We start from the raw sequence: 13,009 nt of genomic DNA on the forward strand, positions 1-13,009 counted from the left end.
TATACTATTATAAAACAATCAAATAGTAACCATCCATCTAACCTATCTGTTCTAACGTTTTTTATCTATCTTTTTATCTACTTTCTTATCACGCGTGGTAAATTTTTGCGCGCGATTACGCTCACGCTGACGCAGCTGCTGGGCTTTAGCTTTGGTTGGGGTATCGGTTTTAGTCGTATAAGGGTTTTCGTTGAGTTTAAAGACCACGTTTAACGGTGTACCTTCTAACTTAAACACTTGGCGGAATTGGTTTTCAAGATAGCGTTGATAGCTTTTAGGCAACGAGCCCGTTTGATTGCCATGAATAACAATTACTGGTGGATTGTGACCACCAATATGCGCATAACGCAGCTTAATCCGACGACCACCAACAGTTGGTGGCGGACTTGCAGCCACGGCATCTTGCAAAATTTGGGTCAAACGGTTGGTTGACACTTCAAACATTGAAGATTGATAAGCACGTAGGATAGATGGATATAAATTACCCACATTCGTACCGTGCAGCGCCGATATTTGATGCACTTTTACATAAGGAATAAAGTTAAAACGGCGATCCATTTCTATTTTAATATAGTTTTTTTGGTCAGCTGTAAGACCATCCCACTTATTAATTGCCACAACTAAGGCGCGACCTGCATCGAGCGCATAACCAATCATGTGCAAGTCTTGATCAACGATACCTTCTTGCGCATCAATAACAATGACCGTGACGTTTGAGTCTTCAATCGCTTGCAAGGTTTTAATAACCGAGAATTTTTCAACTTTATCATCAATCTTGCCACGGCGACGTACTCCAGCCGTATCAATTAAGACGTAGTCTTTACCGTCCCGCTTATACGGGATATAAATACTGTCGCGTGTAGTACCCGGCATATCAAATACGACAACGCGGTCTTCACCCAATAAGCGATTGACTAGCGTGGATTTACCTACGTTCGGACGACCAATAATAGCCAGCTTTAAGCCTCTTGGCTCTACTATGTTTTCTTGATCAGGCATATCGGCAGTCAGAATTTCTAACAGATTACCGACACCGCGACCGTGGCTTGCTGCCATTGGATACGGCTCGCCCAAACCTAAAGCATAAAACTCAGCAGGGGCTGAATCATGAACACCATCGACTTTATTAGCAACGACATATACTGGCTTGCCAAGCGTGTGTAAGAATTTGCCAATCTCAGCATCAGCACCAACCATGCCAGCCCGTGCATCTACTACAAAAACAATGATGTCAGCTTCATGAATGGCCGTATACGACTGCTCAGACATATAATCATCAATCGCGCCTTTGCCATCGTCCGCTTCACCGATACCACCAGTATCTACCACAATAAATGACTTGCCTTCATATTCGGCATCACCATATTGGCGATCACGGGTTAGACCTGACAGGTCGGCAACCAATGCTAGGCGACTTTTGGTGAACTGATTAAATAAGGTAGATTTACCGACATTTGGGCGACCAATTAAGGCGACCACTGGCTTGATACTCATGCGTTACTCTCAGTGACGGGCAATAATGACAGCGAATAGACTGCACTTGACCGCAAACTTAAATGAATGATAATAAAAAATAGTGATGATTAATAAAATAATGAATCATGGGACGGTCTAACATTTGCTTATTGCCACTGATGTCATAAACGATAACCATCAAGGCGCATAGATTACGCGAAACGCGCAGTCTAAACAAGCAATTTACACAAGGCACTAAACGCTGCCTGAGCAGCGTTCAATAAAATAAGCATGACAAATAGCTAACTACTCAATAATGAGTATGCAGATAATTAGCGAGCTACTTGCCAAATAGCCACTTGCCCAGATGTGCTTTGGGTTATCAAGCGGTTGCCTTGTACCTGTAAGTTAGTAAGTGCGCCTTTAGTCTGTACACGGCTCACAATATTACCCGTTGCTGGGTCAAATAAATGCACAACACCATCCAAATCACCGATAGCAATATAATTGCCAATCATCACAGGATTGGTCAATTTTCGATACGCCAGTGCATCGCTTTCCCACAACGTTTGACCATTGGTGCGATCGTAAGCAACGACTTTACCATCTAAACTAGTTGCAATTACTTGCTTATTATTTACGGCAAGCGCTCGTAAGCTAGCAAGCTCATTAAGGAACATCACCTGACGCGATGCCAAATCAATTCCTAATAATTGACCACTGTAGCTGATGACAAATAACTGATTGTTATTCACGATAGGCATGGCATCAACATCACTCATGCGCTCAACTTCGCTACCACCTGAGCCGACACCGACGCGGCGTGACCACTGTGGCAGCCCATTATCAGTAGTAATAGCATGCAAGCGCCCATCAGCAGTAGCCAGCAGTACTGTTTTATTATCTAATAAAGTTGGTGCAGCAGCGCCACGTATACTGATTGCCGGTACTTGAGTGGTAAACTGCCAAACCGACTGACCCGTTTGTAGTGACAAGCCATGCAAGAGACCATCATTCGCTGATAAAATAACGCGGTTGTTGGTAATGAGTGCTGGTGTCAACACCGAACCTGATAACTGCTGCTGCCAACGCTTAGCACCCGTAGTACTATCAAAGGCTAATACTTGTCCCTTGCGTGTACTGACGATAGCTGTTTGGCTAAAGGCATCTAATGCAACACCGCCCGTTATTTGATCACCAACATTAAGCGACCATAGGCGTTTGCCAGTATTATCAAAACCTGTTAAATCGCCGCCGCGTGACGCAACGACAATTTGGCTATTGTCATAACCCACTTGTAAATCAAGCGGATCTTTTTTGCTGGATTTTTTATTATCCACATCAACACTAAACACTGGCTGCAGCACACTAATGGGTTGCGCAATTTGTACTAATTTTACTGGATCATTGACGACCGGCTTGATGCCACGGTTACAACCGACGACAGCAGTGGTCATCAGTGCCAACACTGCCACGTGCATGACAGTCGCTTTTATAGTTTTACTAGAGCGTACAGATGGGGTCATGATAGGTTCTCACTACGAATAAATTAATAATCAATAAAAGCAAGTAGCATTATAAAGTTGGAACGATATAAAGTTAAAACCACATAAATCAGTAAAGCATAGATATAACTGGTATGCCTATATCAGTATGATTCAGCTGAACTTACTGTGCTACTTGTTCTGGTACGTTAGGAATATTAGCGCTGTTGGTTTCAGCATTATTAATAACTAACGGCTGTTCAGGGGCAGAAGAGGCTTGAATCAAACTAGCTTGCTCACTAATCGGCTCAGGAACGATACCCAGACTTTCCATTTTTAGTGCTAACACGGCACGCGTCTCATTACGAGTACGTAGCAACTCCCACGCATTATTATAAGCTTTAATAGCCGCATCTTTATTATTTTTTGCTACTTGAATGTCGCCCAATAGCTCTTGCTGACTGGGTGCAAACGAGCTTGGCATCTCTTTACTGGCTTCAGCTAATGCCTCATCAATATTACCTGCGGCAAGCAGCGTTTTAGCATAGCGTAAACGGGTAATCGCATTTAATCCTGCATCACCCAAATCAATGGCTAAGGCTTTTTTTAAGCTGTCAGTAGCACCTTTAAAATCGTCACTATCGGCTTGCCCGCGTGCTTTAATCATCAGCGCTTGCCACGCATAAACAGAACCACCATGCGTACTGACCAGCGCATCAATATCTTTATTGAGCTGCGCGCGACTGTCTGCAAGCGCTTTTTTTGCATCCGCCTCTAGGTCTGGATTTTGCGCCGCTAAGCTGACTTCTTCATTCAATCTTTGAATATCCGCATAATGATCAGCGGCAACGGTATCCACACGAGCATGGTTATTTTGCCAATATGTCCAACCAAAATATCCAGCCAATGCCACTAAAATAGCAGTAATAATATAGCTGCCATATTGCTTTAGTGCTTGCATTGAGTTGTCTGCATTTGGCGAATTAGGGGTCAGAGCCATGTTTGTTTACCTGATAAAAACGAGTGACTAACAGTGTAAATACTGAAAGTCCAGTTGCTGAAAGTGAAACTATATAGACCATCATTTATATATAAAAACATATACTTTAAATCTACGCTTGAGTATGACCCTGCACACCTGAGAAGTTCTCTATTTTAGATAACCAATCGTGCGCCACTGTCGTTTGCTCACCAGTATGCATATTTTTAATACTGATGGTATTATCATCAAGCTCTTGCTGTGCCAAAATGACCGTCAATACCGCACCTGACTTATCTGCCTTTTTCATTTGGGCTTTTAAGCTCGTTGCACTTGCCATTTTAATGCGTAAATCTGGGCGCGTATAACGCAAGTTTTGCGCATAACCAATACCTGCACTATACACGTCAGGATGAGTGGCCACAAAAACATCACAAGCTGACGTCTCAGCAAATGGTGCGACGGCCTCAATCAATAATAATAAACGCTCAAGACCCATGGCAAAACCAACAGCAGGCTCAGATTGCACTGGTTTTTTATCTGCTACGCCATCACGCGTGTCCATCGATTTAAGCTGACCAAGCAGACCATCGTAACGACCACCTGCACAAACTGTAGCTTGGCTACCAAGCTTATCCGTCACCCATTCAAAAACCGTTTTATTATAATAATCAAGACCACGTACCAAATGCGGATTAATCTCGTAGGTAATACCCAATGCATCTAGATAAGCCTGAACTTGAGCAAAGTGCTGCACACTGTCTTCACCCAAAAAGTCAGCAAGCTTCGGTGCATCCACTAACAATGCTTGGGTGCTCGCCTCTTTACTGTCTAAAATTCGCAGTGGATTGGTGGTTAAGCGGCGTTTGCTGTCTTCGTCTAATTGTTCTTGCTTATCGGTCAAATAAGCCACTAGTGCGTCGCGATAGGCGTGGCGTTCATCACTTTCACCCAAGCTATTAAGCTGCAAACGCATCTCATCTTTTAAGCCCAACTGTTGCCACATCAAATGCGTCATCGCAATCAATTCGGCATCGGCATCTGGTAGTGCACTACCAAAACTCTCGACACCCAACTGGTGAAATTGGCGATAACGACCTTTTTGCGGACGCTCATAGCGAAACATCGGACCGATATACCATAATTTTGGCGTATCACCACGTAATAAATTATGTTCAATGACCGCTCGAACCGCACCTGCCGTACCTTCAGGACGTAGCGTTAGCGGCGTTGGTGGCTCTGACTTATCAGCAAAGCTATACATTTCTTTTTCGACAATATCAGTCGCACCACCAATCGCACGCGCAAACAAATCAGTCTGCTCAACAATCGGCAAGCGGATATGCTCATATCCGTATCTACCCAATACATCCGCCAATATTGACTCTAAATGCAGCCACTTTGCGGACTGGTCTGGCAAAATATCGTTAAACCCTTTAATTGCTTTAATCATGGTACAGTTATATCCTCAAAAATTTTAACGGTTAACGCTATTATTGTTGTCTTTACTTTTAAGATCAGCATCTTAATTAGCAATGTCATTATCAAAGATTATCGGACTCGAATAATCTCATTTTCACGGCGCTTTGCCAAGTCATCGGCATGAGCGCGTACCATGCTTTCTATCTCGTCAACCAAGTTATTGGTGTCAATAAGATGGCTTTTTTCACCCATCCGATATACCAACGATTTGCGTGCCGCCCCAACAATGCCAATATCGGCTTCTTTAGCTTCACCCGGTCCGTTCACTTTACAGCCAATCACTGATAAATTCATCGGTTCACGAATGTCTTCTAAGCGCGACTCTAGAGCCGTCATGACTCTAATCACATCAAATTCTTGCCGTGAGCAGCTTGGGCAAGCGATAAAATTTACCCCATTAGAGCGAATGTTCAGGGATTTTAGAATATCAAAACCAATTTTGATTTCTTCTTCCGGTTCCGCTGCTAATGAAATACGGATGGTATCACCAATACCGTCAAGCAATAAACCACCAAGTGCGATAGCAGACTTGACCGCACCCGTGCGATAGACGCCAGCTTCAGTGACACCTAAATGTAGTGGGTTATCAATTTGCGCAGAGATTAAACGATAAGCGTCTAAGGTCAAAAATACATTGCTGGCTTTAACTGAGATTTTATATTGGTCAAAGTTTAAACGCTCAAGAATATCAATGTGGCGCATCGCTGACTCTAGCATCGCCTCGCCTGTCGGCTCACTATATTTGCGCTGTATTTCTTTCTCTAACGACCCCGCATTTACCCCAATGCGAATAGGAATATTATAATGCTTCGCACACGCGACAACTTCACGAACTTTAGCATCACTACCAATATTACCAGGGTTAATACGCAAACAATCAGCGCCTGCCGCTGCTACCGCAAGTGCAATTTTATGGTCAAAATGGACATCGGCAACCAACGGCACACTTACTAATTTTCGGATTTCACCAAAAGCTTTTACCGTATCCATGGTTGGCGTTGATACACGCATAAAGTCCGCACCTGCCTCAACGCAGCGCTCGATTTGCGCGACCGTCGCCGCCACATCGCAGGTATCGGTATTGGTCATGCTTTGCACGCTAATTGGCGCATCGCCACCAATCGCGACATCCCCGACGTAGATTTTTTTAGTAAGACGACGGTTAATAGGGGCTGACGTTGACATAGACAAATCCTTCGATCAGAGCAAAACAAATAAAAATGAGAGCAACGGTTTAAATAAAAAAAATGATTAAATCAATTAACTATTAAATTAATTAAAGTGCTAATTCAAAACTGGCTTGTTTAGCATTAGCGCTAGCGTTAGCGTTAGCACTGGTATTGGCATATTGATCTAGCGCCACTGGTTTTTGATTCAGTAAGACGCTGACATTATCAATATTATTAATATCAATCTTAAATGGTGGCATACCTGATAGCTTATAATCACCGCGAGTCTGAGCGCCATTCATAAGGCTGCGACCTGTAGCATCCGTAATATTAATAGTGGCAATATCAGTCAGTATTAACTCTAAAGCGGTATTATTTATGCTGCCACTACCGTCCAGATTAAGTGCCGCACCACTCTCATTGGCTTGATTATTAATTGCCGCGCCTTGAGCTTGATCTGATACGGTCAATGCTGCAGTAACGGGGCTTGACGCTTGCGGCTCTTTATTGGCAGTACTCATCATACGAAATAAAAAGACAATCAGAACAATCAACGCGACAAAGGCAATCATTAACAAGGGATTAAAACCCGTGCGGCTATGACTGTCACGCTGCAGAGTACCCATAGGCTGCAATGGCGATCCACTATCTGTCACTGAACGCGATTTGAGCGCTTCAGGGTAAGCGGCATCGAAACTATGGGCTATTTCTACAGGATCTAAGCCTAAAAACTTAGCATAATTAATGACAAAACCACGGGAAAATGCGACTTGCGGCAAGTCATCAAAACTTTCTTCTTCTAGCGCTTGTAAATGACGCTTTAAGATGAATAGCTCGCTTGATACCTCATCCAAGCTCAGTTGCTTGATGTGGCGAGCCTGCTGTAAAGCCGCGCCAAATGAAACTTGGACATCAGGTTGATCGGTTAACGATGAATCGGTCATTTCCAAGCGGCCTCTGGTTTATTAAGCCAAGTTTTAAGTTGCTTTGCTTCGTCACTCAATGGATAAGCAGATAAAAGTTGCTGGGCTAATTGCTGGCGCGTGACGGCATTTTTTTGAGCAGCCGCAAGTTTAATACCTTGTAATAATAGACGTGGGCTCGTACCTTGACCTTGTAGCAGCAATAATGTCTCTTCATACAGTCGCTGTGCTTGCGGAATACGCTGCTGTTCTATCAACAAATCTACCAGTTCAATATGCGCAATAATACTGTTACGATTCCCCTCCAGCGCCCGCAAAAATGCTTTTGCCGCTGCCGGATGATCGTTTAATTGTAAATAAGTACGTCCGAGATTTTCAAGCGCCCCAATCCGACCATCATAGCCAAGCGAGGAACCCGCAATCTCAAACTGCACAGACGCCTCTTGATAGCGCTTCATCTGTGATAAATATACCCCATAATTATTACGCGCCTGCACAAAATCCTTATCTAGAGCAATCGCTTTTGTAAAATACTGATCGGCTTTTTCAAGATTAAGGCGACTGCCTTCTTGCTGTAACAGCACGCCCATCATATCATAGGCGGGCGCATATCGGCTATCAGCCGCAAAAGCTTTTTCCAGCTGCTGCTGAGCAGAATCAAGATCATTTTTACGAATGTATTGCGCCGCCAGTGAGGTGCGAACGCGCGCGACCTCATCTTTATTCGAGCTACGGCTCTTATTGGATTGCGTTGATGCTTGATAATTATTGACACTCAATAAATCATCAGTTGGGAAGCTTTGACACCCTACCAATAGCAAGGTCAATAGCGCAGTTGCGAGTAAGCAAACGTGTTTGTGAGATTGGTTCTGACAAGAATATTTAGAGCTCATTATAGCCGCCATCATAAAACTGTGGTTCAGTACAGGGAGTTAGCACTGTGGTCAACGAGCCAACAGTTTAATGGATTTAGCGAGCATAAGTAAAATTTAGTTGCCTTAACTACATATCTCTTACTATTAAGACCGATATATGACAACTAAAATGCTATAAATAGCTCATTTTTAAGTATTTTCACGGTCTTTGATACTTTGTTGCCATGCCGCAGAACGTCTGGTACGGTCAGCCACTTGCCCAACCAATTGACCACAAGCGGCATCAATATCATCACCGCGCGTTTGACGAATGGTACAGACAAATCCTGCTTGACTTAGAATGTTACTAAAGGCATGAATACGGTTGTTACTAGATTTATCATAATTGGCGTGCGGAAATGGATTGAACGGGATTAGATTAATTTTACTAGGCAGGTCGCCTAATAGTGCCACCAATTGCTCAGCATGAACATCACTGTCATTCACCCCATCTAACATCACGTATTCAATAGTCACGTGTTTTTTATGGCGCGGATTGACTTCAAAAACGTAATTTCTCGCTGCCGCCATCAACTGCTCTAGTGGATATTTTTTATTAATAGGAACCAATTCATTACGTAATTCATCATTTGGAGCATGCAATGAGATTGCCAATGCCACATCAAGCTCTTGCGCCAACTCATACATTTTAGGCACGACACCAGACGTCGATAACGTCACGCGACGCTTAGATAAACCATAAGCGTGATCACTGAGCATCAATTCCATCGAGCTGACAACAGGACGATAGTTTAATAACGGCTCGCCCATCCCCATCATGACCACATTGGTCACGTTATTTTCCCATAAGCTATGATCGACATACTCTAAACTGTCCTGAGCATCAGTCATATACGAAGCATTAGCAACCCACAACTGACCTAAAATCTCAGCAGCGGTCAAATCTCGCTCAAATCCTTGCTTACCCGTACTACAAAAGCTACAGTCCAAAGCGCAGCCCACTTGCGATGAGATACATAACGTTTTGCGACCATTGACCTTGCCATCCTCTGCAGGTATTAAAACCGTTTCGACTAATGAACCACCTGTTACTTCAAAGACCCATTTACGCGTGCCATCATCACTATATTGGCGATGAATAACTTTTGGTGGCGTTACGCAAGCATGAATAGACAATTTATCGCGTAACGATTTACTCAAATTAGTCATTTTCTCAAAATCAGTAACGCCTTGTTGATAAATCCACTTAATCACTTGGGTAGCACGAAAGGGCTTTTCGCCAATGCTTTTAAAGTAATCCGCAAGTTGCGTCGGCGTCATCCCTAATAAATTGGTTTTTGCCTGTGCCTCATCTAATAGCTTGATAGCATTAATCTCGATACTATTAATGCGATTAGCTGATGATTGCGTTGACGGGTTTGGCGTAGTGACGGTTGACATAATCGATGACCTGTTGGCATATAACTGGTTAGCATATACTAAAATATGCAATAAAATGGCGCATGAGCAATCCATTATGAGCGCAGCGCTTGTTACTTATGACTTTATTAAATAGGGTTAAATATTTCATAAAATACAATACTAATAACGAAATGCTAATAAGGGATTGATAACGCTGATTAAATAATTAAAATTATATAACGTTTACTTATCATGAAGGGCATGATGGTAAATTTCAATAAAAAATAGTGCTTTCTATGCAAATAATAATAGGTGAAACGGCTTATACCCTATTGAGTATAAGCCGTTTTTTAACACTATTTTTACTAGAGTAAGTATAAACCATCATCACAATTAGCAAAATTTTTTAATAATGATAATGGTAAATACTAATCATCATTAACGCTAGTAATTAACGAATACGAGCACAAACTTCGTCATCATTGAAGAAATAGCTGATTTCACGTGCCGCTGATTCGGCTGAATCTGAACCATGAACTGCATTTTCATCGATGCTGCTCGCAAAATCTGCACGGATAGTGCCTTCAGCCGCGTCTTTGGGGTTGGTTGCACCCATAATATCGCGATGCTTAGCGATAGCATTTTCGCCTTCTAATACTGATACCAATACTGGACCTGAAGTCATAAATGATACTAAGTCATTGTAAAATGGACGCTCAGCATGCTCAGCATAGAAACCACCGGCTTTTTTATCATCAAGTTGTTGCATTTTAGCTGCAACGATTTTTAGACCCGCTTGTTCAAAACGGTCATAGATAGCGCCGATGTGATTGCCAGCAACAGCGTCAGGTTTGATGATAGATAGCGTGCGTTCGATAGCCATGAAAAGCTCCTAATAAGGTAAAGGTAAAAAAGGAAGTCTATATTATCTATGACCACAACACTTAGCAGGTTTCTAGTTGATTTACCAAGCGCGTGATTGTTGTCTATTATAATGATTAAGGCTGTAAATGATAGGGGCAATTATCGCAACTGCTAAGAAAATCATAATTTAAGACAGCATAAAAACGGGAAACAAGGCGGAAAACCTTTGTTGTCACCTGTTATTTTAATTAAACAGACAACCGTCAAAACATCAGTACTCTCTGTCTGCTTTCATTTACTCTTCCAAACGACTGTCGCGACAGCTGCCAGCAGTACATTCACGCACGCGCTCATTTAGGAAGTTCACGCGCTGCGTGGTAGTACGCGTCGCACAGTTCATATTTACAAAGAAACCTTCACCATTATGATAGCTACAACGCTCATCGCGGTCACGTATCCAAGCCAATTGCCCACGTTTGAGTTTAGATTTTTGCGTACTATTTAGGACTTTATTTAGCTTAGTATAAGAATTATTAAGCTCTTTATCAGCTTCTAAATATACTTTGGTTAAACAATACAGTCCGTCAAAATCATTAACAGGTTTATTGCAGTTTTGAGCACCCCAAGAGAGCATCGGCAACATAAAAGCCGCGGAAGTCAGCAGTGCCAAAGATGAGTTGCGCAGAGAACGCTTAATAATAGGGGTTGTCATAGTGTTTTCCTCTTAACGTCTTATTGGTGACATTATTTTTACAACGTTATATTTTCTTAAGAAAAAATCATACTACTCAACCCTATTTTAGCCCGATTTATCTCAAATTATCTTAAAGTTATGTAATTAAAAACTAAACAATCATTGGTTGTTTTTATGAAAACATCAGGAATAAAAAAATCCCAATGCTCGGCACTGGGATTTTTTTATTTAAACATCACAAGCTATATTATTTAGCTAGTAAATTATGCATCATACGGGTCACGTAGCACAATCGTCTCATCACGGTCAGGACCAGTTGAGATGATATCGATAGGACAATCGATTAAGGCTTCGATACGTTTGATATAAATCTTGGCATTCTCAGGCAATTCATCATAGTTGGTGATACCAACGGTTGATTCGCTCCAGCCTTGTAGCGTCTCGTAGATTGGCGTTACTGACTCGTAGAATTCAGCATCATGCGCGCCAGCACATTCGGTTTCTGGCAACTCATAACCCACACCAATAAGTAGCTCTTCTAAACCATCTAAGACGTCAAGTTTGGTCAAACAAATACCGGTTAGCGAGTTTAATACCACAGCACGGCGTAAACCGGCAGCATCAAACCAACCACAGCGACGGGCACGACCAGTCGTTGCGCCAAATTCATGACCAACTTTGGCTAAATGCGCACCTACATCATCGAACAATTCAGTTGGGAATGGACCGCTGCCTACGCGCGTAGTATAAGCTTTGGTGATGCCCAATACGTAATCTAAGTATAACGGACCAATACCCGTACCAGTTGAAACCCCGCCCGCCGTAGTACTTGAGCTGGTTACAAAGGGATACGTACCATGGTCGATATCAAGTAGCGTACCTTGTGCCCCTTCAAACATGAGGTTTTTACCAGCACGGCGTAATTGATCAAGCTCTTCAGTTACGTCTGTAACCATACCTCTAATTTCTTCTTTCCACTCTTGGCAAAGCTTATAAGTCTCATCAAAATCGATGGCTTCGACTTTATAATACTGCGTCAATTGGAAGTTATGATATTCAATAAGGTTGCGTAATTTTTCTTCTAAATCTTCACGAAACAAGTCGGCAAGCTTAATGGCACGGCGTGCAACTTTATCCTCATATGCAGGACCAATGCCGCGACCGGTCGTACCGATTTTACCACTGCCGCGCTTGGCTTCACGCGCTTGATCAAGTGCCACGTGATACGGCATGATAAGCGGACAGTTTGGAGAAATACGTAGGCGCTCGCGAACGGGCACACCGTTATCTTCTAAACCTTTCATCTCTTTAAGTAAAGCATCAGGCGCTAATACCACCCCATTGCCGATAAAACAGGTAACGCCTTCACGTAGAATACCAGATGGGATTAAATGTAAGACCGTGGTCTTGCCATCAACAACTAAAGTATGTCCAGCATTATGTCCGCCTTGAAAGCGTGCAACTGCTGATGCTTTTTCGGTGAGCAAATCGACGATTTTACCTTTACCTTCATCGCCCCATTGGCTACCTAAAACTACGACATTCTTACCCATGATCAATCCTTACAATGATGTGTGGAAGTGTGTTCGTTAATGATTTACGATTAAAACTTATTGAGCATCAAAACTTAAATGTAATACTCAAGAATGTAATACTTAAAAATACAGTGCTCAAAAATGCGAG

At 42.6% G+C, this 13,009-nt stretch carries 11 protein-coding genes; all 11 read right to left on the reverse strand.

Annotation, left to right across the window (positions count from 1 at the left end; translation table 11 throughout):
• Positions 1 to 51: 51 nt before the first annotated feature.
• On the reverse strand, positions 52 to 1,494 hold the full coding sequence (gene der / locus AOC03_RS02275; RefSeq protein WP_062533416.1) for a ribosome biogenesis GTPase Der: 1,443 nt from the start codon (positions 1,492 to 1,494) through the stop codon (positions 52 to 54).
• A gap of 293 nt (positions 1,495 to 1,787) precedes the next feature.
• Entirely contained in the window at positions 1,788 to 2,981 is a 1,194-nt protein-coding gene (gene bamB, locus AOC03_RS02280) for an outer membrane protein assembly factor BamB (RefSeq protein WP_062533417.1), read from the reverse strand.
• Between the two features lie 142 nt (positions 2,982 to 3,123).
• Complete coding sequence (locus AOC03_RS02285) at positions 3,124 to 3,939, reverse strand: YfgM family protein (RefSeq protein ID WP_062533418.1); 816 nt, start codon at positions 3,937 to 3,939, stop codon at positions 3,124 to 3,126.
• 112 nt (positions 3,940 to 4,051) lie between these two features.
• The gene (gene hisS, locus AOC03_RS02290; RefSeq protein ID WP_062533419.1) at positions 4,052 to 5,371 is read right to left on the reverse strand and encodes a histidine--tRNA ligase; all 1,320 of its coding nucleotides are present in this window, start codon (positions 5,369 to 5,371) and stop codon (positions 4,052 to 4,054) included.
• Between the two features lie 98 nt (positions 5,372 to 5,469).
• Positions 5,470 to 6,585, reverse strand: coding sequence for a flavodoxin-dependent (E)-4-hydroxy-3-methylbut-2-enyl-diphosphate synthase (gene ispG, locus AOC03_RS02295; protein WP_062533420.1), 1,116 nt, complete (start codon positions 6,583 to 6,585; stop codon positions 5,470 to 5,472).
• 91 nt (positions 6,586 to 6,676) lie between these two features.
• On the reverse strand, positions 6,677 to 7,513 hold the full coding sequence (locus AOC03_RS02300; protein WP_062533421.1) for a helix-turn-helix domain-containing protein: 837 nt from the start codon (positions 7,511 to 7,513) through the stop codon (positions 6,677 to 6,679).
• The gene (pilW, locus tag AOC03_RS02305; protein WP_227514270.1) at positions 7,510 to 8,385 is read right to left on the reverse strand and encodes a type IV pilus biogenesis/stability protein PilW; all 876 of its coding nucleotides are present in this window, start codon (positions 8,383 to 8,385) and stop codon (positions 7,510 to 7,512) included. Before pilW ends, AOC03_RS02300 begins: the two co-directional genes overlap by 4 nt.
• A gap of 171 nt (positions 8,386 to 8,556) precedes the next feature.
• Positions 8,557 to 9,807 carry a 23S rRNA (adenine(2503)-C(2))-methyltransferase RlmN gene (gene rlmN / locus AOC03_RS02310; protein ID WP_227514271.1) on the reverse strand — a complete coding sequence of 417 codons (1,251 nt, stop codon included), beginning with the start codon at positions 9,805 to 9,807 and terminating at the stop codon, positions 8,557 to 8,559.
• Between the two features lie 412 nt (positions 9,808 to 10,219).
• Positions 10,220 to 10,651, reverse strand: a complete 432-nt coding sequence (ndk, locus tag AOC03_RS02315) for a nucleoside-diphosphate kinase (RefSeq protein ID WP_062533423.1) — start codon at positions 10,649 to 10,651, stop codon at positions 10,220 to 10,222.
• Between the two features lie 276 nt (positions 10,652 to 10,927).
• A complete protein-coding gene (locus AOC03_RS02320; protein ID WP_062533424.1) occupies positions 10,928 to 11,344 on the reverse strand; it encodes a lysozyme inhibitor LprI family protein in 417 nt (138 codons plus the stop codon).
• 245 nt (positions 11,345 to 11,589) lie between these two features.
• The gene (locus AOC03_RS02325; RefSeq protein WP_062533425.1) at positions 11,590 to 12,879 is read right to left on the reverse strand and encodes an adenylosuccinate synthase; all 1,290 of its coding nucleotides are present in this window, start codon (positions 12,877 to 12,879) and stop codon (positions 11,590 to 11,592) included.
• Between the last annotated feature and the right edge of the window lie 130 nt (positions 12,880 to 13,009).

Origin of the sequence: Psychrobacter urativorans (assembly GCF_001298525.1) — a bacterium.
Classification (GTDB): Bacteria; Pseudomonadota; Gammaproteobacteria; order Pseudomonadales; family Moraxellaceae; genus Psychrobacter; species Psychrobacter urativorans_A.